Source organism: Vibrio sp. 1078-1 (assembly GCF_033340475.1).
Map to the genome: position 1 here is coordinate 131,108 of NZ_JAWOWM010000008.1, position 26,126 is coordinate 157,233.

Here is a 26,126-nt window from a genome sequence, read left to right on the forward strand (position 1 = left end):
TAGCTTTTGTTAGCAGGCTTGCACCCTTGGTTCGACAGAACTCTCATTAAGCAGCTTTTTCACATCTCGCCACAACATACTGATCACGACCAAACTCAATGCAATGTTAGACAATGGGAAAGCTAACCAAATACCTGTCACGCCGAAAAGTTTCGGCATAATGAACAAGAATGGCAACTGGACCAGCATGTTGCCTAGTGTTACAAACATAGCTTTGCTGCCTTTGTTTACTGATTGATAGTACGCGGCCGCCACAACTAAAAAACCATCTAAGAACAACGCAAACATGTGTAAACGAATCCCGATCACGGTGCTATCAATCAACTGTTGGTCAGCATTATTAAACACCGCAACCAGTTCGTACGGGAAAAGGTTCATCAAAACAACGAACGCCACCCCACCAAGCACAGATGTCCCCATCGCGACCTTTAATAACTTTCTGATGTTCTCCTGATTACGTGCACCGTGGTTGAAGCTCACTAAAGGCTGCATACCATTCGCAATTCCTTCGGCTATCAGATAGTAAACCGTCACGATGTACCCCAAAATGGCGTACGCTCCGATCAACATTGCACTTCCGTATTGAGCAAATAACGCGTTGTGCAGTGCCACCATCACAGAGCCGTAGGCGTACATAAAGAAACTTGATGTACCTATCATGATAATCTTTGGTGCAGCATCAACCTGAACTTTGAAGTCGCGGATACGAAGGCGTAATGTTGCTTTTGAAGTAAAGAAGTAACCAATACCGAGCACAGTGACCACTAATTGTGCAAGTGCAGTGGCAATAGCGGCTCCGGTTAACTCCCACTCCAACCAAGCAATAAATACGTAGTCTAATACGATGTTAATAACGGCACCGATGACCATCAAAATCGTTGCTAAGTTCGGGCTGTCGTCATTGCGTAACAGAAACGGAACTGCGATAGAACCCAACGTGAATACGCACGCGACAATCAGAATATGCAAATATTGCAGCGCAAGTTCAAACACTCGCCCTTCCGCACCTTGCCAGCGAATAAATTCATCCGAAAACAAGAACAATATTGTAGCAACGACCGGCATCAATGCCGCTAACAACGTCAATCCGGTCGTTAGGATTCGCTTAGCGCCTTCATGATCGTTCTCTCCTTGCTTGATCGAAGTCAGCGCGCCAGTCCCCACCCCAATCATCATTCCTATACCGAGGATCGAACCGATAATAGGCCACGCAACATTGATCCCAGCTAATCCGTCAGCGCCAACATAACGGCCAATAAAAATGCCATCAACTATTTGATACAAACCGTTTACGAGCATTGCTACGACGGTTGGAATCGTATATTTCCAAAACTGTCTATAAATTGAGTTTTGCATGACTGTCACCAGTAGTTAGCAAAGCTAACCATTTAATTAGCAAGACTAACTAAATGGTTAATTTAAATAAAAGAAAGATGAAACAACAAAAACTAAACCATACAGCTGAGGCCTTTGCTTTAGTTTAAAATGACTTATTACTCAATGCTTTATTCAATAAAGCTTGTAACTGTTCAGCTTCTTGCTGATTTAATTGTTGCATCATTTGGTCAGAGATATCTTTGTACACTACCTGCTCCAAAGACATTTTTTCTGCGACTTCTTCCGTAAGCAACACACGCTTAGCACGAGCATCCTCATTACATGCGATGCGTTTCACCAAACCCTTTTTTTCCAAACGCACAACCATTGTCGATGCGGAAGGCTTAGTCACTTGCAGCTCTTCTGCAAGATCGGTTATTCGCACACCCTCAGGGTAAACCTGAATCACACGTAAATAATCGAACTCATTAAAGCTTAGATGTGATAATGGATCTTCTTTGGCATAGACACGCCAAGCTTTGGCGCAAAAACGCTCTAAATCAATCAAGCTTTCTTCTAATGCCATAAAAGCCACCACCACTTAGTTAGCAAGGCTAACTATTTTAAATGAGTCACTCATCAAGTTCAATCATAAAAAAAGCCGCTCTCATCGAGCGGCTCTAAATCATTCAATTTCCAGCTTCTTGGCAGCCTTTAACTTGGCCAATCTATCTTGCTGTAATTGATCGTAAATTTGCGCCAACTCCAAGAAAGAATAGCGATGCTCAACATAATCGTAAACGTTGAACGAAATCGCGAGCTTATAAAGTGAGATGGCACTTGCGATATCACCTTCAAGCTGATTACGCTTTCCAAGGTAGAAATACGTTTCCGTCAATCGTTCAGCTAGGCGATAGTTCTCTCTCGTTCCATCCATAATTGCTTTAAGCGCGTCTTCGTCCGAGACGTCTCGTAGCATGATGGCAACAAGAACCCATCCCCACTCTTCACTACGATCTCGTAAATAACGCTGTTGAAGATTGGCTTTTGCTTGCTCTGGATTTTGCTCAGCTTCGATGATGTACAGCCATAATGAACGAAAAGGATCCGTTGGCATTTCTTGATAATGCTTGGTCATATCTTCTAAAGCGAGATCGATTCTGCCACCATAATACAGTGCAATCGCACGGTTGCGCTCAGCATAGGTATTATCAGGAGCCAACTCTATGGTCGAGTCAAACGCTTCATATGCCGCATCAAACTCTCCTACTTGGGTAAAGTATACTCCCAAAAGATTGAAGATGTCCGGCTGAGCAGGATTCAACTGCAAAGACTGGTTAAAGTCCAAACGGGCAAGATCACGTAAACCAACGCTGTCGTAGTAGCTACCACGCTCATAATGCATTTTAGCGCGCACTTCATCACTAAGGTCGGGACGTTGTAGCAACTGCGAGAGACGCGCGATTTGTACTTCTTGTTGAACACTAGGCTGAAGTGGCACCGCCATCGGTGGATATAACCACTTTTGTGCTGATTGTTGAGAAGTATTTGCACAACCGGTCAGCGCGATAGCAACACATAAAATTGCGGTTTGAAACCATTTCACTAATTGATACTCCTGTTTGGACCGCTCAAGATTTATTTCTCTTAATGCAATATAGGCGATAACCTCGTTTGAGGTTAATACATCGAAACAAACCAAAAAAGGGGAGCGAAAATGCTCCCCTTTTATAACATGCTTTCAGGCCCTTAATCTAATAAAAGGCTGAAAGTCTCATTTTGTCTTACTCGTCTTTAGCAGCCGGTGCTTCAGCAGCAGCTTCTTCAGCTGGCTTTTCTACCGCTTCTTTCATGCTTAGACGTACACGGCCTTGGCGGTCGATTTCAAGAACTTTAACTTGAACTTCTTGACCTTCAGCTAGGTAGTCAGACACTTTCTCTACGCGTTTTTCTGCGATTTGAGAAATGTGTACAAGACCATCTTTGCCTGGAAGAACCGTTACGAATGCACCGAAGTCTGCTAGACGTGCAACTTTACCTGTGTAGATACGGCCCACTTCAACTTCAGCAGTGATCTCTTCGATACGGCGGATAGCTTCTTTCGCAGCAGTGCCTTCAGTTGCCGCAATCTTGATAGTACCGTCGTCTTCGATTTCGATAGTTGTACCAGTCTCTTCAGTTAGAGCACGGATAACTGCACCACCTTTACCGATAACGTCTTTGATCTTCTCAGCGCTGATCTTCATCGTGTGAATACGCGGAGCAAATTCAGAGATGTCTTCACGAGCACCAGAGATTGCTTCATCCATTACAGATAGGATGTGCTTACGTGCGCCTTGAGCTTGGTTAAGCGCAATTTGCATGATTTCTTTAGTGATGCCTTCGATCTTGATGTCCATTTGAAGTGCAGTGATACCAGTGTTAGTACCTGCTACTTTAAAGTCCATGTCACCTAGGTGGTCTTCATCGCCAAGGATGTCAGAAAGTACAACGAAATCGTCACCTTCTTTAACAAGACCCATTGCGATACCAGCAACAGATGCTTTGATTGGCACACCTGCGTCCATAAGTGCAAGAGAAGTACCACATACTGAAGCCATTGAAGATGAACCGTTAGATTCAGTGATTTCCGATACAACACGTACTGTGTATGGGAACTCATCAACAGAAGGCATTACTGCAGCAATACCACGCTTCGCCAGTTTACCGTGGCCGATTTCACGACGCTTAGGAGAACCTACAAAACCAGTTTCACCTACACAGTATGGAGGGAAGTTGTAGTGCAGTAGGAAGTGATCTTTACGCTCACCAGTTAGCTCATCGATGATTTGAGCATCACGCTGAGTACCTAGCGTTGCCGTAACGATCGCCTGAGTTTCACCACGAGTGAATAGCGCGCTACCGTGAGTACGAGGAAGAACACCAGTACGTACATCTAGTGCACGAACCATGTCTTTTTCACGGCCATCGATACGAGGGTTACCTGCAATAATACGGCTACGTACTACTGTCTTCTCTAGATCATGGAAGATAGTGTGGATTTCTTTTGTGTCTGCTTCAGGATCTTCAGCAAGAAGAACTTCATTTACTTCCGCAGCGATCTCATGGATGCGGTCGTAACGAGCCATTTTCTCAGTAATTTGGTAAGCTTCAACAAGTTTAGCTTCTGCTAGATCAGCAATCTTATTTTTAAGCGCTGTGTTCTCTTCAGGAGCAACCCAATCCCAAGCAGGAGTTGCAACTTCTGCTTTGAATTCGTTGATAGCTTGAATAGCAACTTGTTGTTGGTCATGACCATAAACAACCGCCGCTAGCATTTCTTCTTCAGTTAGGTTGTCCGCTTCTGACTCAACCATCAGTACTGCTGACTCTGTACCTGCAACAACAAGGTCAAGCTTAGAAGTTTCTAGTTCAGTTTGGCTAGGGTTAAGTACAAGCTGACCATCGATATGACCAACACGCGCCGCACCGATAGGGCCGTTGAATGGAATGCCAGAGATAGCAAGAGCAGCAGAAGTACCGATCATTGTAACGATATCTGGCTGAACATCTGGGTTTACAGACATTACTGTCGCGATAACCTGAACTTCGTTTTTAAACGCGTCTGGGAATAGCGGACGGATTGGACGGTCGATTAGACGAGCTGTTAGCGTTTCGCCTTCAGAAGGACGACCTTCACGTTTGAAGAAGCCGCCTGGGATTTTACCCGCAGCGTAAGTACGCTCTTGGTAGTTAACCGTTAGTGGGAAGAAGTCTTGACCTGCAACGGCTTCTTTTTTACCTACAACAGATACGAATACAGACGTATCATCCATTGTGACCATAACTGCTGCTGTAGCTTGACGTGCAATAACGCCAGTTTCTAAAGTAACTGTGTGGTTACCGTACTGGAACGTTTTAACAACTGGTTTTTCGAACATTGTTATTCCTTGTTTCTAATCTTCCTTTAGTGCTTAAAGAAATCTTAGATGTGTTAATTGACACTCAAGGCATTACGAATCGCGACTAGTAAAAAGAAACTCGGAAATTCCTTTTGAATAGTCGCGACCTTTTGGTCGACGTGGTTGACTGTAATGCTATGAGCTTTTGAGAAAACCTCTTACAAGGTTTAGCCGCCAGTATTATAACGGCATAAGTCTAATTTGGCTAAATTTAGGCAACAAAAAAGGGGCATAAAGCCCCTTTTTAGACAAACTGCTATGCAGTCGCTGATTAGCGACGTAGGCCTAGACGTTTGATTAGGTCTTGGTAGCGAGCTAGGTTTTTACCTTTTAGGTAATCTAGAAGCTTACGACGACGAGAAACCATGCGTAGAAGACCACGACGGCTGTGGTGATCGCCTTTGTGCGCTTTGAAGTGACCTTGTAGGTGGTTGATAGAAGCTGTAAGTAGAGCTACTTGAACTTCTGGTGAACCAGTGTCGCCTTCGCCTTGTGCGTATTCTGCAACGATTGCTGCTTTAGTTTCTGCATTCAGAGACATAATTCTCTCCTAATAAGAGTAGGTTTAAAGTTGTAGCAGCCAATCTCTGATTCAGCCGCTACGCGAAGCGCGGATTATAGGGAAATTTCCTATCTCGTGCAATATAAAAATACCGACACTCAGGTCGGTATTTTCAATCATTTACTTGGATGCAACGTCATCTCGGAACACGACCAATCGCTTAGGAGCGATTTTGCCATCTTCGTTCATTTCGCCAACGCCAATAAACAAGCGTTCTTCACCCATAGTAAGGCGAAGTGAGCCCTCAGTCGGAGCACCAAATACTTGAACGGGCTGCCCATGTTGGACCATATTCGCCAGTTCAGGCACCAAGTTGACTTCTGGTAAGTCTTCTACCGCTGTATCCATTGGCAAAAGCAGTGGGTCCAGTAGTTCTCGAGGCGCTCGTTCCTCGCGGTGAGCTTGCTCTAGCAACTCATTTAGTTGCTCAAGTGTTACCATATTCTCGTAAGGGTATTTAGCAACACCAGTACGACGAAGCATAGTTACGTGCGCACCACAACCTAACATTTCGCCCAGATCATCAACGATAGTACGAATATAGGTACCTTTAGAGCAGTGCACTTCCATCTCTACTTCATCGCCTTCAAAACGGTGAAGAACAATCTCATATACCGTGATCTTACGAGATTCACGCGGAACTTCGATGCCTTTACGAGCGTATTCATACAAGGGTTTACCTTGATACTTCAACGCAGAGAACATGGAAGGCACTTGATCAGATTCACCACGGAACTGATCGATGCACGCTTCTAGCTTGTCTAACGTAACATCGACTGGACGCGTCTCTACAACTTCACCATCCGAGTCAGACGTATTGGTACGTTCACCCAGCTTTGCGATCACGCGGTAGCGTTTATCAGAATCAAGAAGAAACTGAGAAAATTTTGTCGCTTCACCCAAGCAAATTGGCAGCATGCCTGTCGCTAATGGGTCCAAGGCTCCAGTGTGGCCTGCTTTCTCGGCAAAGTAGATTCGCTTTACTTTTTGCAGTGCATCATTGGAAGAGATACCTGTTGGTTTGTCCAACAGTATAACGCCATTAATTGGACGACCTTTACGACGACGAGCCATTATTCTTCGTCCTCACGACCAGAATCTTTTTGCTTTTGTTTGTCTGAACTAACGACTTCAGACACTAGGTTAGACATACGCATACCTTCAACAAGCGTATTGTCATAGTGGAAGCGGATTTCTGGCGTTAAACGTAGACGAATACGCTTACCTAACATCATGCGAATGTGCACTTCGTGCTCACGTAGCGCTGCTAGACATGATTCTGGTGTTTGCTCACCCACACACAGGAAGGTCACAAATACTTTTGCGTAAGCTAGGTCACGAGAGACTTCTACGTCTGAGATCGTCACCATGCCAAGGCGAGAGTCACGAACTTCACGTTGAAGGATCATCGCTAGTTCTTTTTGCAGCTGCTGTGCAACGCGCTGCGTGCGGCTAAATTCTTTTGACATATCTTTACTCTTATATAGAAAGAATGGGGGGTTGGTCAAAGCCAGCCCCCCATGGTGTATTCAACAACCAATTACTACTTATCTTTCAAAGACAATATTAGTAATTTTAGTCAATTAGTCTAGAGTACGTTTAATTTCAACGATTTCGAAGACTTCGATTTGGTCACCAACGCGAACATCATTGTAGTTCTTAACGCCGATACCACATTCGTAGCCATTCTTAACTTCTTGAACGTCATCTTTGAAACGACGTAGTGACTCTAGTTCACCTTCGTAAATAACAACGTTATCACGTAGTACACGGATTGGGTTGTTACGCTTGATCACACCTTCTGTAACCATACAACCAGCGATAGCGCCCAGTTTCGGTGACTTAAACACGTCACGAACTTCAGCAAGACCAATGATCTCTTGCTTGAATTCTGGAGCAAGCATACCGCCCATTGCTTGTTTCACTTCATCAATCAATTGGTAAATGATTGAGTAGTAACGTAAGTCAACAGCTGCGGCTTCAACAGCACGGCGAGCAGAAGCATCTGCACGAACGTTAAAGCCAAGGATGATTGCGTTTGAAGCTTCCGCTAGTACTACGTCAGTTTCCGTAATACCACCTACACCAGAACCAACGATGTTCACTTTAACTTCGTCAGTAGATAGCTTAACTAGTGAGTCTGCGATTGCTTCTACAGAACCTTGAACGTCTGCTTTAAGTACAACGTTAAGTTCAGCAACTTCACCAGCAGTCATGTTAGAGAACATGTTCTCTAGTTTAGATTTCTGCTGACGAGCAAGTTTCACTTCACGGAACTTACCAGCACGGTAGTTAGCTACTTCACGCGCTTTACGCTCGTCACGAACTACTGTTGCTTCATCACCTGAAGATGGTACACCTGAAAGACCTAGGATCTCTACAGGGATAGATGGGCCAGCCGAAGTAATTTCTTTACCTAGCTCATCACGCATTGCACGAACACGGCCGTATTCTTGACCACAAAGAACGATGTCGCCTTTGTTTAGTGTACCTGATTGAACAAGTACTGTTGCAACTGGACCACGACCTTTATCTAGGCGAGATTCAACAACAACACCAGATGCCATGCCTTCAGCTACAGCTGTAAGTTCAAGAACTTCAGACTGAAGAAGGATAGCTTCTAGAAGACCATCGATGTTTGTACCCTGTTTAGCAGAGATGTGAACGAACATGTTCTCACCGCCCCACTCTTCAGGAATAACGTCGTATTGAGCAAGCTCGTTCTTAACGTTATCTGGGTTCGCGTCTTCTTTATCGATCTTGTTCACAGCAACAATTAGAGGAACGCCTGCCGCTTTCGCGTGCTGAATCGCTTCTACTGTTTGTGGCATTACACCATCGTCTGCTGCAACTACAAGAACAACGATATCTGTCGCTTGAGCACCACGAGCACGCATTGCAGTAAACGCTGCGTGTCCAGGAGTATCAAGGAACGTGATCATGCCGTTGTCTGTTTCAACGTGGTACGCACCAATGTGCTGAGTAATACCACCCGCTTCGCCAGAAGCAACGTGTGTGCGACGGATGTAGTCAAGTGTTGACGTTTTACCGTGGTCAACGTGACCCATGATAGTAACAACTGGAGCACGTGGAACTGCTTCCGCGTTAGTGTCACGGTCAGATAGTACCGCTTCTTCCAGTTCGTTCTCTTTACGAAGAACTACTTTATGGCCCATTTCTTCAGCAACAAGTTGTGCTGTTTCTTGGTCGATCACTTGGTTGATAGTCGCCATAGCGCCCATCTTCATCATTACTTTGATAACTTCTGTCGCTTTAACCGACATCTTGTTAGCAAGTTCTGATAGAACGATCGTTTCGCCAATTACAACGTCTTGCTTAGCAACCGTTGCTGACTTATCAAACCCGTGCTGCATTGAAGTCGGCTTAGCAAGTTTGCCCTTACGACCTCTACCGCCACGTTGGTTGTTACGGCCACCGCGAGCTTGGTCGTCTTTACCCGAAGCTGCTTTTTTCTTCTTACGACGACCGCCTTCTACTTTGCGATCTGCTTCATCTTCGGCTTCACGTGCGTATTGTGAAGTCGTTACATGGTAATCTGTATCTTCCATATCACCCTTTTTCTCTTCTGCAGCAGACCAACGCTCTTTATTCTTTTCAGCCAATTCGCGAGCTTCTTCAAGCTTGCGCTGACTTTCCTCTTCAGCCTTACGCTTAGCTTCTTCTTCCTGACGACGTTTAAGCTCGTCGGCCTCTTTTCGCGCTGCTTCTTGCTTAATTTTCTCTTCAGCATCACGCTTTGCTTTTTCTTCAGCATTACGTTGTGCATTCGTATCTACGTCTCGCTTCGCTTTTTCTTCAGCTTCACGTTTCGCTTTTTCTTCCGCTTCACGTTTTGCAGCTTCTTCAGCTTCACGTTTCGCAGCTTCTTCAGCTTCACGTTTTGCAGCTTCTTCTGCTGCACGTTTTGCTGCTTCTTCTGCTTCACGTTGTGCTGCTTCTTCAGCTTCACGTTTCGCTTCATCTTCAATTGTGCTGCGCTTCACGTATGTACGTTTTTTGCGCACCTCAACCTGAACATTCTTACTCTTACCACCACCCGCGTTCACACTAAGTGTACTACGAGTTTTACGCTGAAGCGTAAGGCGAGTCGGCTCTGAATCACCTGATTTATCACCGTGTTCTTTCTTTAAATGAGAGAGAAGCTTCTGCTTCTCTTCATCAGTAACATTGTCAGAGCTCGCCTTTTTAATGCCAGCGTCAGCAAGTTGTTCAATCAAGCGGTCGACTGGCGTACCAATCTCATCACTCAGTGCTTTAACTGTTAATTGTGTCATGCCGCTTCCTCCTTGCCGAAAATTATGCTTCTTCGCCGAACCAACAGATGTTACGTGCGGCCATAATTAGCTCACCTGCACGTTCTTCGGTCAGGCCTTCGATACCTTCTAAATCGTCAATACCTTGGTCAGCAAGATCTTCCAGTGTCGCTACACCTTTCGCTGCCAATTTAAATGCCATCTCACGCTCAAGACCTTCAAGTGCAAGTAGGTCCTCAGCTGGTTCTAGACCTTCAAAAGACTCTTCTTGTGCTAGTGCGATCGTCGTTAGTGCATCTTTTGCACGTCCACGAAGCTCTTCGATTAGTTCTTCATTCAAACCATCGATTTCTAGTAGCTCGTTAACTGGCACGTATGCGATTTCTTCTAGCGTTGAGAAACCTTCTTCAACAAGAAGTTGAGCGAAGTCTTCTTCAATATCTAGGTACTTCATGAAGTTTTCAATAGATGCTTGTGATTCTTCAGCGTGTTTCTTCTGAAGATCAGCAACTGTCATAACATTCAGTTCCCAACCTGTTAGTTGAGATGCTAGACGCACGTTTTGACCGTTACGACCGATAGCTTGCGCTAGGTTGTCAGCTTCAACTGCGATGTCCATTGAGTGTGCATCCTCATCAACGATGATAGAAGCAACATCAGCTGGCGCCATTGCGTTGATAACGAATTGAGCTGGGTTATCATCCCAAAGAACGATATCGATACGCTCACCACCAAGTTCGCCAGAAACAGCTTGTACACGTGCACCACGCATACCAACACACGCACCTACAGGGTCGATACGTTTGTCATTTGTTTTGACAGCGATCTTAGCGCGAGAACCAGGATCACGTGCTGCGCCTTTAAGCTCGATAATATCTTCTGCGATTTCAGGCACTTCAACACGGAACAGTTCTGCCAACATTTCTGGCTTAGAACGAGTGATGAACAATTGGAAACCACGTGCTTCAGGCGCGACTTTGTAAAGAAGGCCACGTACGCGGTCGCCTGGACGGAAGTTTTCACGAGGAAGTTGGTCATCACGCAGGATTACCGCTTCAGCGTTATTACCAAGATCAAGCACGATTGTGTCACGGTTTACTTTTTTCACGACACCAGTGATTAGATCACCTTCATTGTCGATGAACTGTTCAACGATTTGTGCGCGCTCAGCTTCACGAACTTTTTGAACGATAACTTGCTTAGCAGTTTGAGTCGTAATACGGTCAAACGTTACTGATTCGATTTCGTCTTCTACGTAGTCGCCAAGCTCGATTGAGTCATCTTCGTATTGCGCTGCTTCTAGTGAGATCTCTTTTGTAGGGTTCTCAACGTCATCAACAACTAACCAACGGCGGTAAGTGACAAACTCACCGGTTTTACGGTCAATGGCAACACGTACGTCGATTTCGATTTCGTATTTTTTCTTTGTAGAAGTTGCTAGAGCAATCTCAAGAGCCTCAAAGATACGCTCACGAGGTACCGCTTTTTCGTTCGATACCGCTTCTGCTACCGCTAAAATTTCTTTACTCATTATATTTAGCCTCTAAGCTTAAACTTTTTTAGGGAACTAAAATTTAGGGATCAGGTTAGCTTTGGAAATGTTACTTAGAGCAAACTCTTCTTGCTGACCGTCTACAGTAATTGTCACTGTTTCGCCATCAACACCGTGGATAATACCTTTCCACTTACGACGGTTTGCTACAGCCATTTTCAATACGATGCTGACCTCGTGACCAATAAATTGCTCGTAATGTGCTGCTTTAAAAAGTGGTCTTTCTAAACCTGGAGAAGACACTTCTAGGCTGTAAGCAACAGAAATTGGATCTTCAACGTCTAAAACTGCACTAACTTGGTGGCTAACTTCTGCACAGTCGTCTACGTTAATACCATTTTCATGGTCAATGTAGATACGTAACGTTGAGTGCGCGCCTGCACGAATGAATTCTAATCCAACTAACTCATAACCTGATGCCGCTACTGGCGCGTCAAGCATTTCAGTAAGTTGTCTTTCTAAACCAGTCATTTAACCACTCCAGAAACAAAAAAAGGGCTCAGAGCCCAATCAAAAAACCAAGCAGTATCTGAGCTATTTCAAAAAGCTCAGATAACAAAAAACCCCGATAGTCGGGGTTTTATGCTGCTGGACCCTGATACGTTAAGAATAGCCAACAATTGCTTTTCTTAACTCGTAGTGTGGTTAGCACTACGCAAACTTGCCAATCTACGATTTCCTTTTAAAGAAAGAGATTGGTTGCGGGGGCCGGATTTGAACCGACGACCTTCGGGTTATGAGCCCGACGAGCTACCAAGCTGCTCCACCCCGCGTCCGACTTGCTGAGCATTATACTCGCAAACAAGTGATTTACAAGTTTGTAAATACATGGTGCCGAGAGAGGGACTCGAACCCTCACACCTAAGGCACTAGCACCTCATGCTAGCGTGTCTACCAATTTCACCATCTCGGCATCAAAACCTTACAGCTTATTGAGGAATTTCATCACCCGCAGGGGCAGGAACTTCACTCGCTGCATCCTTAACTTGTTCAACAACTGGTTGACCTAACGTTGGGTCTACCCATTGTGATTCAGTCTGGTGCGTAGACATACGACCAAGTAACAAGCTAACGATAAAGAATACGGTTGCTAAAATAGCAGTTGTTCGGGTTAAGAAATTACCTGAGCCGCCAGCACCAAACACTGTGTTTGAAGCACCAGCACCGAACGAGGCTCCCATATCTGCGCCTTTACCTTGTTGAATCAACACAAGGCCAATCACACCAAGCGCTGCCAACAGGTAAATCACAAGTAGAACTGAAAACATTTTTTCCACCTATGTTCCAAATTGTTGAGCCAGCGCCGTTCAAAAGAATAAATCATTATGAACAAGGCTAGCGACCTCCTAACGGGAGGCGGAGCAATACTAGCGAAAGCCAGTAACGCTGACAAGGGAAAATTAGTAAAAAATCAATGCCAATGCGTTAAGCGCTCAAAAAAAGGGCAAAAGATGCCCTTTTCATTCAAGACATGCTTTAACGCAATGATTAACAACTTGCTTTAACAGCCTCAGCGATTTTCAATGCTGAGTGTTGAACTAGTTCACCATCTTCGCCTTCCACCATAACGCGGATCAAAGGCTCAGTGCCAGACTTACGCAGCAGTACACGCCCTTTATCACCAAGTGTCGCCTCTACTTCAGCGACAGCGTTTAATACAGCTGTAGCTTCAAGAGGGTTACTTTCTCCTGAGAAACGGACATTTTCTAAAACCTGAGGATATAATGTCATTCCTTGCGATAGTTCATATAAAGACATATCGCTGCCAATTACAGAAGCAAGTACTTGAAGTGCAGCAACAATCGCATCGCCGGTTGTGACTTTATCTAATAAGATCACATGGCCTGAGTTTTCAGCACCAATTTTCCAACCTTTTTCTAGCAGTTGCTCCATGACATAACGGTCACCAACAGCAGCACGTACAAACGGAATGCCTAGCTGCTTTAAACCATTTTCCATACCCAAGTTAGTCATTAGTGTACCAACAACACCACCCTTTAGCTCACCACGACGAAGTGCATCACGAGCGATGATATAAGCAATTTGGTCACCATCAACTTTGTTACCTAGGTGGTCGACCATAATGATGCGGTCACCATCACCATCAAATGCGAGACCAAGATGCGCTTGCTCTTCAACAACACGCTGTTGAAGAGCTCGTACGTCTGTTGCGCCCACTTTTTCATTAATGTTGATGCCGTTAGGCTCTACGCCCATAGCGATAACTTCTGCCCCAAGTTCTTTGAAAACATTTGGAGCGATGTGGTACGTTGCACCGTGCGCACAGTCTACTACGATCTTAAAGTTCGCAAGGCTCAACTCAGATGGGAAAGTACTCTTACAGAATTCGATGTAACGACCAGCTGCATCATTTAGGCGGGTTGCTTTACCAAGCTCAGCAGACTCCACACATTCAATTTCTTTATCTAACTCAGCTTCGATCGCCAATTCGATATCGTCAGGTAGCTTAGTACCCTCAGAAGAAAAGAATTTAATGCCGTTGTCGTAATATGGGTTATGTGATGCAGAAATCACAATACCAGCCTCGGCACGGAAAGTCTGAGTTAAATATGCCACAGCTGGAGTTGGCATGGGACCAGTAAATGTTGCTTTAAGTCCCGCAGCTGCAAGGCCAGCCTCTAGTGCAGATTCAAGCATATAACCTGAAATACGTGTATCTTTACCTATGATAACTTTCTTTGTGCCTTGTTTCGCTAGTACACGACCAGCAGCCCAGCCAAGCTTAAGTACGAAGTCTGGAGTGATTGGGTATTGTCCTACTTTACCGCGCACACCGTCAGTACCAAAGTAACGTCTTTCATTCGACATAAACTTTCCTTTATTATTTTTAAATATTGTTTTTCGTCATCTCAACAACTTTCATCGCTTCGATTGTCTCTTCAAAGTCATGCACGCGAATGATCTGCGCGCCTTTCATCGCGGCAATCGTAGCACAAACGACACTTGCGTTCGTACACTCTGCCGCTGGCTTGTCTAACAGTTTGAAGATCATGGATTTACGAGACATGCCAGCCAAAATAGGCAGGCCGAATTCATGAAACTTTTCAAGATGAGCAAGCATATGATAATTGTGTTCGATTGTTTTGCCAAAGCCAAACCCAGGATCGAGAATCAGTTGAGATTTATCAATCCCTGCTGCTTCACACGCCGCGATACGTTCTTCTAGAAAAGCCGACACGTCCCCCATTAAATCATCATAATGAGGGTCAACTTGCATGGTCCTAGGCTGACCTTTCATATGCATCAGACAAATTGGAAGGTTTGCTTCTGCTGCGACTTCCAGAGCACCTGGCTCTTGCAGCGAGCGGATGTCATTGATCAAATCAGCCCCAGCATCAATTGCTTGACGCATCACTTCTGCTTTACTGGTGTCAACGGAAATCCATACATCATATTTTTCACGAATGGCTTTGATTACTGGGACAACACGCCTAAGCTCTTCTTCCAAAGACACATCCGGTGCACCAGGTCTTGTTGATTCACCACCAACATCAACAATACTTACACCAGCCTTTATCATTTTATCAACTTGAGCAAGAGCAAGTTCAATTGAGTTGTATTTACCGCCATCCGAAAAAGAATCCGGTGTCACATTTAGAATGGCCATGACATGTGGACGCGAAAGGTCCAAAGATTTGTTATTTGCTGTAATCATCATCATAAACACAAAAACCCCGAGATAACTCGGGGTTTAATATTATCGATACTCTTTATTCAGAGTCTTTCTTTTCAGGCGCTTCGTTAGAAGTTGTTTCAGAAGAGCTAGGCTGTTCTGCATCTTTCGCAGTCTCCGTTGCTTCTTCTTTAACTTCTTGCTTTGCTTGAGGCTTGTCGCTGTCTTCTGGTTTGCTTGCTGAGTTATCACTCCAGCCCGCAGGCTCACGAATTTCAGCTTTGCGCTCCATTAAGTCATCAATCTGGCGAGCATCAATGGTTTCATACTTCATCAGCGCATCTTTCATCGCATGCATGATATCCATGTTCTCTTGAAGAATCTTCTTCGCACGATCGTAGTTGCGGTCAATGATCTGACGAACTTCGTCATCAATCAACTTCGCTGTATCGTCAGACACATGTTTAGTCTGAGTTACACTACGCCCTAAGAACACTTCGCCTTCATCTTCTGCATACAGCAGAGGGCCAAGCTTTTCAGAGAAACCCCATTGAGTAACCATCTTACGAGCAATATCTGTTGCGCGCTCGATATCATTAGAAGCACCGGTTGATACTTTGTCAGCACCGTAGATAAGTTCTTCTGCTAAACGACCACCGTACAAGCTAGAAATCATTGATTCTAGGTGTTGGCGAGACATACTCACGCGGTCCTGCTCTGGAAGGTACATTGTTACACCCAACGCACGACCACGTGGAATGATAGACACTTTGTACACTGGATCGTGTTCAGGAACCAAGCGACCAACAATCGCGTGACCCGCTTCGTGGTATGCGGTTGACTCTTTCACTTCCTCAGACATCACCATTGAACGGCGCTCAGCACCCATCATGATTTTGTCTTTCGCCAGTTCAAACTCAACCATAGAAACGTTGCGCTTGTTACCTCGCGCAGCAAACAAGGCTGCTTCGTTAACTAAGTTTGCTAGGTCAGCACCAGAGAAGCCTGGTGTACCACGTGCGATGAGAGAAGGCTCTACATCACCCGCTAGAGGGACCTTACGCATGTGAACTTTTAGGATCTGTTCACGGCCACGTACATCTGGAAGACCAACTACTACTTGGCGGTCAAAACGACCAGGACGCAGTAACGCAGGGTCCAGCACATCCGGACGGTTAGTCGCAGCTATAACGATAATACCTTCGTTACCTTCGAAACCATCCATCTCAACGAGCATTTGGTTTAGTGTTTGTTCACGTTCATCATGACCACCACCAACACCTGCGCCACGTTGACGACCTACCGCATCGATCTCATCGATAAAGATGATACAAGGTGCGGCTTTCTTTGCTTGTTCAAACATGTCACGCACACGAGATGCACCAACACCAACGAACATTTCTACGAAATCAGAACCAGAGATAGTAAAGAATGGTACTTTCGCCTCACCGGCAATGGCTTTCGCTAGAAGCGTTTTACCCGTACCAGGAGGACCAACCATTAGAACACCCGTTGGAATCTTACCGCCCAGCTTTTGGAAGCGGCTTGGATCGCGTAGGTAGTCCACCAGCTCTTTCACGTCTTCTTTTGCTTCGTCACAACCTGCAACGTCAGCAAAAGTTGTCTTGATTTGTTCTTCGCTCATCATTCGAGCTTTGCTCTTACCAAAAGACATGGCGCCTTTACCACCGCCGCCTTGCATTTGACGCATGAAGAAAATCCATACACCAATTAGTAAGATCATTGGGAACCAAGAGATGAAGATAGTACCCAGCAAGCTTTGCTCTTCTGGAGGCGTGCCTTGTACTTTCACGTTTTGGTTAATTAGGTCATCTAGAAGCTTTTGGTCATACACTGGCATGTAAGTGACCATTTTGGCACCGCCGCCACGACGAACAAAGCTAATTTCACCGTCTTTAAAAGTTGCTTCTTGAATCTGGCCTTGGCCAACTTCCTGTACAAACGTGGTGTAATCCACGGTTCTGCCATTGCTTTCTCCAGGGCCAAAGCTCTGGAATACCGACATCAATACGACGGCGATAACAAGCCACAGAATTAAATTTTTTGCCATGTCACTCAAGGTGTAAGCCTCTCGATAACTAATTGTAATTAAAGGTAGGGTACTACAGTTCATTAACTGTAGCTATAGTGTTAACACGCTCTCAAGAGAGCAAAATGGTTAACCTTTGTAACCAGTGGCTACGACGAAGACCTCTCGAGAGCGAGCTCGCGATGAGTCTGGTTTTCTAATTTTTACGGCTTTAAACATGTCTCGGACTTCTTTCACATACTGATCGAAGCCTTCCCCTTGGAAAACCTTTACGACAAAGCTACCATTAGGCGCTAGAACTTGTCGACACATATCTAAAGCTAATTCAACTAAATACATAGCGCGAGGTTGATCAACAGAATTGTTTCCCGCGATGTTAGGCGCCATATCAGACATTACTACGTCTACCATGGAAGGTTGGATCCTTTCTAGCAAAGCTTCCAATACTGCATCATCACGAAAGTCGCCTTGTAAAAAGCTAACGCCAGCAATCGGGTCCATAGGAAGCAAGTCACACGCGATGATCTGACCACTGTCCCCTACTATCTTAGCAGCATATTGAGACCATCCGCCCGGCGCAGCCCCCAAGTCGACGACTGTCATTCCAGGCTTTAACAATTTATCTTTCGTTTGAATCTCATCGATCTTGAAATAAGCACGTGAGCGGTAGCCTTTTTTTCGGGCTTCATTCGCGTATTTATCATCAAAGTGTTCTTTCAACCAACGACCAGAACTAGCCGAATGTTTTTGTTTACTCATTTTAATCCCAACAAGGCACAAATTGGAGCTATTGTTTTAATAGGCGCTACCTATTACTCAATAAATTATAGTCTTCAGCAATAGATGGCGTTAAAATAGCTTTTTTCAACCCTTATTTTAAAGAAAATTGGCCGCGTAATGAACCTAAGCACCAAACAAAAGCAGCACCTTAAAGGCCTAGCTCACAGTTTAAAACCTGTTGTGCTAATGGGCGCAAATGGACTTACAGAAGCCGTGCTAGCAGAAATTGAAATCGCTCTTAACCATCACGAACTTATCAAAGTAAAAGTTGCTTCGGAAGATCGTGAAACAAAACAGCTAATCATCGACGCTATCGTACGTGAGACGGGCGCTGAAAAAGTTCAGACTATTGGTAAAGTGCTAGTGCTATACCGCCAGTCTGAAGAGCGTAAAATCGAAATCCCTCGTAAGTAACTCTACTTACGTTGCTGAAGAAAAAAGGTCGCCTGAGGCGACCTTTTTGCGTTTTATCAGGGCAGTAATGCTACTCCAAACGACCTAGATATATTCTACTCGGTCAATTTCGAAGTCTTTCGCGCCACCCGGAGTTTGAATAGCAACTTCATCGCCTTCCATCTTGCCAATCAGGCCACGAGCAATAGGTGAGCTCACTGAAATGCGACCTGCTTTGATATCGGCTTCGTCATCACCAACGATTTGGTACGTTTTTTCTTCTTCGGTGTCGATATCAATCAAGGTTACGGTTGAACCAAAAATAACTTTACCCGTGTTCTCCATCTTCGTTACATCAATAACTTGAGCAACTGACAGTTTGTATTCAATGTCACGGATTTGTGCTTCACAAATGCCCTGCTCTTCACGAGCGGCGTGATATTCAGCATTCTCTTTTAAATCACCTAGCTCACGAGCTTCAGCAATTGCCTCTGAGATCTGAGGACGTAGTTTAAGTAGACGATCGAGTTCTGCACGTAGCTTTTGCTCGCCACGTAGTGTCATTGGAACTTTTTCCATTTTATAACCTCAAGCCCAAATGGGTCTTTGGACAAAAAAAGCCCACCCTGTCATAGGACTGGGTAGTGCGCTTAAAGATGTATTTCGTTTAGTGTAAACAAACTCCCGGACGAAATCATCTTAATTCGAAAGACAGCAAGACTATGCCTTTTCGGCATAATGATATAACTCACTTTTAGAGCGGTTCTAGGGCGAATCACCTTCTCAATTTATTGAAAAACAACACTGTTCATTACACCAAAAACCTCAAAAAAGATAAAAACTAATCAATGTCAGGCCAATGTCATTGCCAATAATTTCAATCAAAAACAGTAACTTAAATAAAAACAACGCACAATTGAACAGTGTTCATCAGTGGGATTTATATCATTTTACTAACTCATACGGAAACTTTAGCAGTAAAACATGTCCAGCGAGTTGTTAGATCAATGGCTTACAAGTGCGAACTATATCGCTCAATTAGCCAATTTTGGACCAACAACTTGTGAGAGATCACCTCTCCCCCATACAACAATGATTATGGACAGCTAACTAGGACAAATAAGATGAAAAAGACTCTAATTGCTCTTTCTGTATCTGCAGCAGCTATGGCAACTGGCGTAAACGCAGCTGAACTTTACAACCAAGACGGTACTTCTCTAGAAATGGGCGGCCGTGCTGAAGCACGTCTATCTATGAAAGATGGCGACGCTCAAGACAAATCTCGCATCCGTCTAAACTTCCTTGGTAAACAAGAAATCAATGACAACCTATACGGTGTTGGTTTCTGGGAAGGTGAATTTGAGACTGCTCAAAACGGTACTGTAGACGGCGACGACAAGAGCGATCTAGAAACTCGTCTTGCTTACGCTGGTCTTGGCGGTGCTTACGGTGAGTTCGCATACGGTAAAACTGAAGGTGCACTAGGCGTTATCACTGACTTCACAGATATCATGGCTTACCACGGTAACTCTGCAGCAGACAAACTAGCTGTATCAGACCGTACAGACAACATGATGGCTTACAAAGGCCAGTTTGAAAACCTAAGCGTAAAAGCAAGCTACCGCTTCGCTGATCGTATGGAAAACAAAAACACTGGTGAGTACTACGACAACAAACAAGACGGTTACTCTCTATCTGCAATCTACGCTCTAGCTGACACTGGTCTTGAGCTAGGTGCTGGTTACGCAGATCAAGACAAAGCTAACGAGTACATGCTAGCTGCATCTTACACAATGTCTGATCTTTACTTCGCTGGTGTATTCACTGACGGCGAGAAAATGGAAGATTCAAACAACAGTAACACAGTTGATTACACTGGTTACGAGCTAGCGGGTGCTTACACTCTAGGCCAAACAGTATTTACAACATCATACAACAATGCAGAAACTAACAACGAAACTTCTGCAAACAACTTCGCTGTTGATGCTTCTTACTACTTCAAGCCTAACTTCCGTGGTTACATTTCTTACAACTTCAACCTGATTGATGCAGGTGACAAGTTTGGTTCAACTGACACTAGCAAAACAGTTGCAACTAAGATCGATGCTGAAGACGAGCTAGCTCTAGGTCTACGTTACGACTTCTAATTCCGGTCTTTGACTAGAATATCGAATGCCCGCTTTAAGCGGGCATTTTTTATACTTCATTTTAAGCAGCGCGCCTTTCTCTCGTGTCTCATTCATGAAGACATTTGAAGCATTTATTTAGTTACCTAGCATATTGAAAGGACTTGCGTATACTCAATCACATAACTCACCTTAGAAAGTATCATTATGCGTTTACGTTGGCCCTTACTCATATTCTCTTCATTACTTTCTGCTTTTTCACAAGCGTACCCTCATCAAGAGGTGTTGCCTGAAGGCGCCCGCATCAGTTTAGTTGCGGAAAAACTCAGTGAAAATGCTGAGCTTGACGGTGTTCATCCTACCGAACAACTGTTCCCACCAGCGAGTACATTAAAAATCGTCACCGCATTAGCCGCAAAGCTAGAACTGGGTGATAATTTCCGGTTTCGAACCAAGCTGGAAACGTCGAACTCAGATGCAGTGATTTACTTTGTCGGCGACCCAACACTCCAAACCAACGACTTAAAATCACTTCTCACTCTAGCTAAGAAAAATGGCTTAAAACGGATTAACGGTGACCTATGGCTCGATAACAGCGCATTCACTGGTTATAACCGTGCGGTGGGCTGGCCGTGGGATATCTTGGGAGTTTGCTACAGCGCTCCGGCATCGACCATCACACTCAATAACAACTGTGTACAAGCCTCTATCTATACACAAAAAGATGGTGGAACGCGGGTCTACGTACCAGAGCATCAACCTATTCGTGTCACAAGTACCGTAGAAACAGTTTCTAAAACCATTAAGAAAAGTCGTCATTGTGACTTAGGTTTAGTTGCAAATCCCGATAACAACTACAAGCTAACAGGGTGCTTGGTTGAAAGAGACAAACCATTGCCACTGAAATTTGCGGTTCAAGACCCTGAGCGTTACACCAGTCAAAGGTTGGCGACTTTGCTCAAGGAGCTCAACATTGGGGTATCAGGAAAGATTAGGGTCGGTACGGCGCCAGAAAAGCAGCGAAAGCTCATCGCAATGCATCAATCAAAGGCCTTACCAGACATTCTTGAAGATATGCTCAAAAACTCTGACAACTTGATTGCCGACACATTAACCAAAACACTTGGTGCTAAATTTTTCGTTCAGCCAGGCAGTTTTACTAACGGTACAGAAGCGATCAAGCAGATCATTTTCGCCAACACTGGTATTGATATTCGTAATGCGCGCCTAGAAGACGGCTCAGGACTTTCGCGAAATAACCGGATCTCCGCGACCAAGATGGCTGAAATGCTGCGCTATATTTGGAAGCATGAAAACGAACTCAAATTGATTGCCATCATGCCGAAATCAGGTGAATCCGGCACATTAAAGTACCGACAAAGTATGCGAAAACTTCCAATTAAAGGACAGCTGATCGCGAAAAGTGGCTCTATCTACGGGACTTACAATATGGCTGGATATGGCTTGGATAAAAATGGTCAACCTAACACCATTTTTGTTCAGTTTGTTTCAGACTACTTCCCAGAAAAACGGGACGACAACACACCTGTCATCGCCCCGATTACACATTTTGAGCAGCTTTTTTACAATGACATTGTGAACTTTAGTCAGGCAATACCTAAGAAATAGTTCACCACGTTAAAGTAAATCCACATTCCTGAAATATCGACGATAGACGCAAGAACTGGACTCACCAATACGGCTGGGTCCAACTTGCAAGCTCGTGCAATAATTGGCAACAGCCCGCCCAATGTTGTAGAAATGGTGACTTGAATGAACAGCGCAACTGCTATTGCCAGTGCGATATCGGTTAGTTCAAAGCCTCCTGTTGATTGTCCTGCACTAAATAACATAATGCGTCCAATCATCACGATAGCGATCGCTAGCGCAATAAATAGAGCGACTCGGCTCTCTTTCCACAAAACTTCTAACCATTGGCGTTTTTTTAACTCTCCAGTAGCAAGAGCACGAATCACCAAAGTTGCTGCTTGTGTTCCTGTGTTACCACCAGCAGCTGCAATCACTGGCATGTACACTGCAAGTAAAACAAGCTGACTAAGGGTGTCCTCATACTGAGCGATGATCAAGCCTGACACTATCCCTAAAAGAGCCAGCGCAATGATCCATCCAATACGCTGTTTTACATGCCCTAAAACACTAGTTGATAAATAACCATCGGGTGTATCAACTTCAGACATATGCAGACCCAGTTGGTGAGCATAATGACGTGCGCGTTTGTCATGACCTGCTTGCTCAAGTTGAGCAATAAGACTATTCACATAGCCGACAGAGCAATGCTGTAAAATACCTACAGCCTCATCAATCGGCATAACCGTAAGCAAATGGACTTGTTGCTCTTGCTCGTACTGCAAGAATGCATTGCGAGCAGCACCAATTTCTACTTCAGAAAAGTTTGGTGTTGTTTCAATAAAAGTGTTGTTCATTACCGTCATGGCGAATCTCCCGATTGGCATTGGTAACGACCATCGACAAAGCATGAAAAGCCACTCTTGCACGCTAAAAGTCAGACAACAAATAAGATGCACAGAGAAAACCAATGCGAATGCACTGTCTATTCAGAATGTATGAAGGAAATAACGAGAAGAAAATTAGAAAAGATGCCTCACCACTTAGGTAAGGCGGAGATCGCCAATACCGAAGCGGGCTATTTCGCTCCCTTAATCTTACTCACCCAACGACTGGGAGGATGGTCGGTATTGTTCATGTAAATCTCCAATAGCGCTGCCATTATTGGCAGCGCTAGTATAGTAGCAAAGTTCATCAGGTATGGAAGTTTTACTTTGCCGTTTTTGCTAAATTTTCATACAAAAAAAGCGCCCTTCGGACGCTTTCATTTGCAGTCATTATGAATTACTGAATAGTAATACGAGCAAATTTACGTTTGCCTACTTGGAACACGTAAGTACCCGCTTCTGGAGCAAATTTGCTGTCCGCAATTTTTTCACCATCAATCTTCACAGCGCCCTGCTTAACCATGCGCATCGCATCTGACGATGATGGACATAAGCCTGCTTCTTTCAACAGATTACTCACTGGGCGACCTGCGTCAAAGTCAAACTCTGGCATTTCATCAGGAATTTGGTTCTTCGCAAAACGGTTTACGAATTCTTGCTCTGCTGCATCGGCATCGGCTTCACTGTGGAAACGAGCAATAATTTCTTTTGCTAGCAATACTTTGATGTCACGAGGGTTTTTGCCCGCTTCTACATCAGCTTTGAATTGAGCAATCTCTTCCAGAGGACGGAAAGAGAGCAGCTCGTAGTAGCTCCACATTAGGTCATCAGAAATAGACATGATTTTACCAAACATTTCGCTTGGCGCTTCGCTGATACCGATGTAGTTGTTTGCTGACTTAGACATCTTCTTCTCGCCATCAAGGCCCACTAGAAGCGGCATCATCAGTACAACCTGAGGTTTTTGACCGTGAGACTTTTGCAGTTCACGACCCATTAGAAGGTTGAACTTCTGGTCTGTACCACCTAATTCAACATCCGTTTCCATTGCTACTGAGTCCCAGCCTTGTAGAAGTGGGTACATGAACTCATGAATAGCAATTGGCTGACCACCCGCGTAACGCTTTTTAAAGTCGTCACGCTCTAGCATACGAGCAACGGTTTGGTTTGCCGCAAGGCGAATCATACCTTCTGCGCCCAGTTCAGACAGCCACTCAGAGTTAAACTGAATTTTAGTCTTTGCAGGATCGAGAATTTTGAACACTTGCTCTTTGTACGTTTCAGCGTTACGCAATACGTCTTCGCGACTTAGCGGTGGACGAGTTGTGTTTTTACCTGTTGGGTCACCAACCATTGCAGTGAAGTCACCGATTAGGAACGTCACTTCATGACCTAGTTCTTGGAACAAGCGAAGCTTATTGAAAATAACCGTATGGCCTAGGTGAATGTCAGGTGCTGTTGGATCAGCGCCCAATTTAATACGTAGAGGACGGTCTTCTTTTAGTTTTGCGATTAGCTCTTCTTCTGGAATCAGCTCTTCAACACCGCGCTTAATCTCGGCTAGTGCAGCTTCAATGCTCGCCATTCTTGTTCACTCCCACAGATTTGGCAAAAATATAATAGCTGAACATATTACTTGAATAGCGATGCATTTTGAAACACGTTAGACTAGGTAGTTGTCACTTTTTCCGTTTAATTTAGCAATCAAGTACCTCATGCATTCGATTTTTGTCCGACTTCCACTCTTGCACAAAGTATTGATCGGTTTTTTTAGTGCGCTGATTATCTTCGCGCTCTTCTTTTTACCTGATCCGCAAGACCTAGACCCGCAGCAGAGCCGATTAAAAGTTGGTCAACATTATCCTGTGCCAGTTTCCCTCGAACTCAGTGCACTAAATAGTTCATCGCCTGCGGTTCCCGCCGTGCTGCGCTGGGAGACATACAAGGTAAAAAATGGCGAGAGTGCTGCCATCTTATTTAGTCGCGTAGGGCTTTCTGCTCGTCTATTACATGAACTGGTGTCATCAGACAAAGAAGTGGAAAAACAGTTAACTCGGCTTCGACCTGGTGACCGATTGCAATTTGGTTTTGACGAAAATAACAACTTGGTGCAGCTAAGAAGAACACTAAGCGCGTTCGAGACTTTTCGTATCACATTAAAAGACGGCAAGTACGTTTCTGAAGTTGATAAAAAAGAAGTCGACTTCCAGTACAACTACGCTGAAGCCACCATCAAATCAAACTTTTGGAATGCAGGAATATCTTCTGGATTAAATGGTAACCAAATCATGGAACTGGCTGGCATATTTGGTTGGGACATCGACTTTGCTTTAGATATTCGTAAAAACGACAGCTTCCGAGTACTTTACCAAGAGGAAGTGGTAGAAGGTGAAGTAATCGGCCGTGGAAAAATCATTGCTGCGATCTTTAAAAACCAAGGCGATACCTTTACCGCAATATTGGATCAGAAAAGTGGCAAGTATTACGACGAAAATGGGCGTGCAATGAAAAAAGCATTCTTACGCGCGCCGTTGGACTTCCGTCGAGTTTCGTCTAATTTCAACCCACGCCGCTTACATCCAGTGACGGGACGCGTTCGTCCTCATAGAGGCACGGACTATGCGGCACCAGTGGGCACCCCGATTTGGGCGGCTGGTGATGGCGTTGTTCAAAAATCGTCTTACAACAAATTTAATGGTAACTACGTTTTCATTAAACATAGCAATACTTACATTACCAAGTACCTGCACTTAACCAAACGTACTGTACGAGCTGGTCAACGCGTTAAGCAAGGCCAAACCATTGGTACGCTTGGCGGAACTGGCCGTGTAACTGGCCCTCACCTGCACTATGAGTTCCTTGTGAATGGTGTCCATAAAAACCCGCGCACGGTGAATTTGCCACAATCTAAATCCCTGACAGGCAAAGCGAGACAAACTTTCATGGCAAACGCGAAAATTAGCATGGACAAGCTTGAACGCTACAGCAAACTGTTAGCAATGAAGTAAGCCAGGTATTGAAAA

Annotated in this window: 22 protein-coding genes and 2 tRNA genes; 4 read left to right on the forward strand and 20 right to left on the reverse strand. The window is 44.6% G+C overall.

Annotated features, from left to right (window positions below):
• Window positions 1-9 precede the first annotated feature (9 nt).
• The 17 genes from R7190_RS16130 to rlmE all read right to left on the reverse strand — a co-directional run bounded on the left by R7190_RS16130 (window position 10) and on the right by rlmE (window position 18,089).
• Window positions 10-1,356 carry an MATE family efflux transporter gene (locus R7190_RS16130; RefSeq protein ID WP_186584675.1) on the reverse strand — a complete coding sequence of 449 codons (1,347 nt, stop codon included), beginning with the start codon at window positions 1,354-1,356 and terminating at the stop codon, window positions 10-12.
• Window positions 1,357-1,480: 124 nt separating this feature from the next.
• On the reverse strand, window positions 1,481-1,903 hold the full coding sequence (locus R7190_RS16135) for a MarR family winged helix-turn-helix transcriptional regulator (RefSeq protein WP_005380103.1): 423 nt from the start codon (window positions 1,901-1,903) through the stop codon (window positions 1,481-1,483).
• 99 nt (window positions 1,904-2,002) lie between these two features.
• Window positions 2,003-2,923, reverse strand: a complete 921-nt coding sequence (gene nlpI / locus R7190_RS16140; RefSeq protein ID WP_005380101.1) for a lipoprotein NlpI — start codon at window positions 2,921-2,923, stop codon at window positions 2,003-2,005.
• 178 nt (window positions 2,924-3,101) lie between these two features.
• Window positions 3,102-5,237 (reverse strand): polyribonucleotide nucleotidyltransferase, encoded by a 2,136-nt coding sequence (gene pnp, locus R7190_RS16145; protein WP_005380098.1) that lies wholly within the window; start codon window positions 5,235-5,237, stop codon window positions 3,102-3,104.
• 292 nt (window positions 5,238-5,529) lie between these two features.
• On the reverse strand, window positions 5,530-5,799 hold the full coding sequence (gene rpsO, locus R7190_RS16150; protein WP_005380094.1) for a 30S ribosomal protein S15: 270 nt from the start codon (window positions 5,797-5,799) through the stop codon (window positions 5,530-5,532).
• A gap of 141 nt (window positions 5,800-5,940) precedes the next feature.
• On the reverse strand, window positions 5,941-6,894 hold the full coding sequence (gene truB / locus R7190_RS16155; RefSeq protein WP_005380088.1) for a tRNA pseudouridine(55) synthase TruB: 954 nt from the start codon (window positions 6,892-6,894) through the stop codon (window positions 5,941-5,943).
• On the reverse strand, window positions 6,894-7,289 hold the full coding sequence (rbfA, locus tag R7190_RS16160) for a 30S ribosome-binding factor RbfA (RefSeq protein ID WP_005380087.1): 396 nt from the start codon (window positions 7,287-7,289) through the stop codon (window positions 6,894-6,896). The genes truB and rbfA overlap by 1 nt, the downstream gene beginning before the upstream one ends.
• Before the next feature lie 114 nt (window positions 7,290-7,403).
• On the reverse strand, window positions 7,404-10,115 hold the full coding sequence (gene infB / locus R7190_RS16165; RefSeq protein ID WP_005380086.1) for a translation initiation factor IF-2: 2,712 nt from the start codon (window positions 10,113-10,115) through the stop codon (window positions 7,404-7,406).
• A 22-nt stretch (window positions 10,116-10,137) separates the two neighbouring features.
• Window positions 10,138-11,625 carry a transcription termination factor NusA gene (nusA, locus tag R7190_RS16170; protein ID WP_005380084.1) on the reverse strand — a complete coding sequence of 496 codons (1,488 nt, stop codon included), beginning with the start codon at window positions 11,623-11,625 and terminating at the stop codon, window positions 10,138-10,140.
• 36 nt (window positions 11,626-11,661) lie between these two features.
• Window positions 11,662-12,117: a ribosome maturation factor RimP gene (gene rimP, locus R7190_RS16175; protein WP_005386424.1), complete on the reverse strand. Its 456-nt coding sequence runs from the start codon at window positions 12,115-12,117 to the stop codon at window positions 11,662-11,664.
• 225 nt (window positions 12,118-12,342) lie between these two features.
• Window positions 12,343-12,419, reverse strand: a tRNA-Met gene (locus R7190_RS16180).
• A gap of 56 nt (window positions 12,420-12,475) precedes the next feature.
• A tRNA-Leu gene (locus R7190_RS16185) sits at window positions 12,476-12,559 on the reverse strand.
• A 16-nt stretch (window positions 12,560-12,575) separates the two neighbouring features.
• The gene (secG, locus tag R7190_RS16190) at window positions 12,576-12,914 is read right to left on the reverse strand and encodes a preprotein translocase subunit SecG (RefSeq protein WP_005380080.1); all 339 of its coding nucleotides are present in this window, start codon (window positions 12,912-12,914) and stop codon (window positions 12,576-12,578) included.
• Between the two features lie 220 nt (window positions 12,915-13,134).
• Complete coding sequence (gene glmM / locus R7190_RS16195; protein ID WP_005388992.1) at window positions 13,135-14,475, reverse strand: phosphoglucosamine mutase; 1,341 nt, start codon at window positions 14,473-14,475, stop codon at window positions 13,135-13,137.
• Window positions 14,476-14,494: 19 nt separating this feature from the next.
• Complete coding sequence (gene folP / locus R7190_RS16200; RefSeq protein ID WP_017820419.1) at window positions 14,495-15,325, reverse strand: dihydropteroate synthase; 831 nt, start codon at window positions 15,323-15,325, stop codon at window positions 14,495-14,497.
• A gap of 52 nt (window positions 15,326-15,377) precedes the next feature.
• Entirely contained in the window at window positions 15,378-17,351 is a 1,974-nt protein-coding gene (ftsH, locus tag R7190_RS16205) for an ATP-dependent zinc metalloprotease FtsH (RefSeq protein ID WP_017635895.1), read from the reverse strand.
• A 108-nt stretch (window positions 17,352-17,459) separates the two neighbouring features.
• On the reverse strand, window positions 17,460-18,089 hold the full coding sequence (gene rlmE / locus R7190_RS16210; protein ID WP_005388985.1) for a 23S rRNA (uridine(2552)-2'-O)-methyltransferase RlmE: 630 nt from the start codon (window positions 18,087-18,089) through the stop codon (window positions 17,460-17,462).
• A 138-nt stretch (window positions 18,090-18,227) separates the two neighbouring features.
• Between rlmE and yhbY the strand changes: the two genes are divergently transcribed.
• A complete protein-coding gene (yhbY, locus tag R7190_RS16215; protein WP_005380066.1) occupies window positions 18,228-18,524 on the forward strand; it encodes a ribosome assembly RNA-binding protein YhbY in 297 nt (98 codons plus the stop codon).
• Between the two features lie 84 nt (window positions 18,525-18,608).
• Here the strand turns inward: yhbY and greA are convergent, their stop codons facing one another.
• On the reverse strand, window positions 18,609-19,082 hold the full coding sequence (gene greA, locus R7190_RS16220; protein ID WP_005380065.1) for a transcription elongation factor GreA: 474 nt from the start codon (window positions 19,080-19,082) through the stop codon (window positions 18,609-18,611).
• Window positions 19,083-19,627: 545 nt separating this feature from the next.
• On the opposite strand from greA, the gene R7190_RS16225 reads away from it, so the two are divergent.
• Both R7190_RS16225 and dacB read left to right on the forward strand, forming a co-directional pair.
• Complete coding sequence (locus R7190_RS16225; RefSeq protein ID WP_005380064.1) at window positions 19,628-20,650, forward strand: porin; 1,023 nt, start codon at window positions 19,628-19,630, stop codon at window positions 20,648-20,650.
• Between the two features lie 186 nt (window positions 20,651-20,836).
• Window positions 20,837-22,258, forward strand: coding sequence for a serine-type D-Ala-D-Ala carboxypeptidase (gene dacB, locus R7190_RS16230; protein ID WP_017820417.1), 1,422 nt, complete (start codon window positions 20,837-20,839; stop codon window positions 22,256-22,258).
• Here dacB and R7190_RS16235 read toward each other — a convergent pair.
• Window positions 22,237-23,082, reverse strand: coding sequence for a magnesium transporter (locus tag R7190_RS16235; RefSeq protein ID WP_005380062.1), 846 nt, complete (start codon window positions 23,080-23,082; stop codon window positions 22,237-22,239). The genes dacB and R7190_RS16235 overlap by 22 nt on opposite strands.
• 418 nt (window positions 23,083-23,500) lie before the next feature.
• Complete coding sequence (tyrS, locus tag R7190_RS16240) at window positions 23,501-24,688, reverse strand: tyrosine--tRNA ligase (RefSeq protein ID WP_017820416.1); 1,188 nt, start codon at window positions 24,686-24,688, stop codon at window positions 23,501-23,503.
• A 130-nt stretch (window positions 24,689-24,818) separates the two neighbouring features.
• Here tyrS and R7190_RS16245 point away from each other — a divergent pair, with 130 nt between their 5' ends.
• Complete coding sequence (locus R7190_RS16245) at window positions 24,819-26,111, forward strand: peptidoglycan DD-metalloendopeptidase family protein (RefSeq protein WP_054579093.1); 1,293 nt, start codon at window positions 24,819-24,821, stop codon at window positions 26,109-26,111.
• The last annotated feature ends 15 nt before the right edge of the window (window positions 26,112-26,126 follow it).

Coding starts and splice junctions, on each gene's coding strand:
- nusA (WP_005380084.1), bottom strand. CDS start 11,625: ATGAGTAAAGAAATTTTAGCGGTAGCAGAAGCGGTATCGAACGAAAAA.
- R7190_RS16225 (WP_005380064.1), top strand. CDS start 19,628: ATGAAAAAGACTCTAATTGCTCTTTCTGTATCTGCAGCAGCTATGGCA.
- secG (WP_005380080.1), bottom strand. CDS start 12,914: ATGTTTTCAGTTCTACTTGTGATTTACCTGTTGGCAGCGCTTGGTGTG.
- rimP (WP_005386424.1), bottom strand. CDS start 12,117: ATGACTGGTTTAGAAAGACAACTTACTGAAATGCTTGACGCGCCAGTA.
- glmM (WP_005388992.1), bottom strand. CDS start 14,475: ATGTCGAATGAAAGACGTTACTTTGGTACTGACGGTGTGCGCGGTAAA.
- rpsO (WP_005380094.1), bottom strand. CDS start 5,799: ATGTCTCTGAATGCAGAAACTAAAGCAGCAATCGTTGCAGAATACGCA.
- greA (WP_005380065.1), bottom strand. CDS start 19,082: ATGGAAAAAGTTCCAATGACACTACGTGGCGAGCAAAAGCTACGTGCA.
- R7190_RS16130 (WP_186584675.1), bottom strand. CDS start 1,356: ATGCAAAACTCAATTTATAGACAGTTTTGGAAATATACGATTCCAACC.
- yhbY (WP_005380066.1), top strand. CDS start 18,228: ATGAACCTAAGCACCAAACAAAAGCAGCACCTTAAAGGCCTAGCTCAC.
- truB (WP_005380088.1), bottom strand. CDS start 6,894: ATGGCTCGTCGTCGTAAAGGTCGTCCAATTAATGGCGTTATACTGTTG.
- R7190_RS16135 (WP_005380103.1), bottom strand. CDS start 1,903: ATGGCATTAGAAGAAAGCTTGATTGATTTAGAGCGTTTTTGCGCCAAA.
- folP (WP_017820419.1), bottom strand. CDS start 15,325: ATGATGATTACAGCAAATAACAAATCTTTGGACCTTTCGCGTCCACAT.
- R7190_RS16245 (WP_054579093.1), top strand. CDS start 24,819: ATGCATTCGATTTTTGTCCGACTTCCACTCTTGCACAAAGTATTGATC.
- pnp (WP_005380098.1), bottom strand. CDS start 5,237: ATGTTCGAAAAACCAGTTGTTAAAACGTTCCAGTACGGTAACCACACA.
- rlmE (WP_005388985.1), bottom strand. CDS start 18,089: ATGAGTAAACAAAAACATTCGGCTAGTTCTGGTCGTTGGTTGAAAGAA.
- tyrS (WP_017820416.1), bottom strand. CDS start 24,688: ATGGCGAGCATTGAAGCTGCACTAGCCGAGATTAAGCGCGGTGTTGAA.
- ftsH (WP_017635895.1), bottom strand. CDS start 17,351: ATGGCAAAAAATTTAATTCTGTGGCTTGTTATCGCCGTCGTATTGATG.
- infB (WP_005380086.1), bottom strand. CDS start 10,115: ATGACACAATTAACAGTTAAAGCACTGAGTGATGAGATTGGTACGCCA.
- R7190_RS16235 (WP_005380062.1), bottom strand. CDS start 23,082: ATGACGGTAATGAACAACACTTTTATTGAAACAACACCAAACTTTTCT.
- dacB (WP_017820417.1), top strand. CDS start 20,837: ATGCGTTTACGTTGGCCCTTACTCATATTCTCTTCATTACTTTCTGCT.
- rbfA (WP_005380087.1), bottom strand. CDS start 7,289: ATGTCAAAAGAATTTAGCCGCACGCAGCGCGTTGCACAGCAGCTGCAA.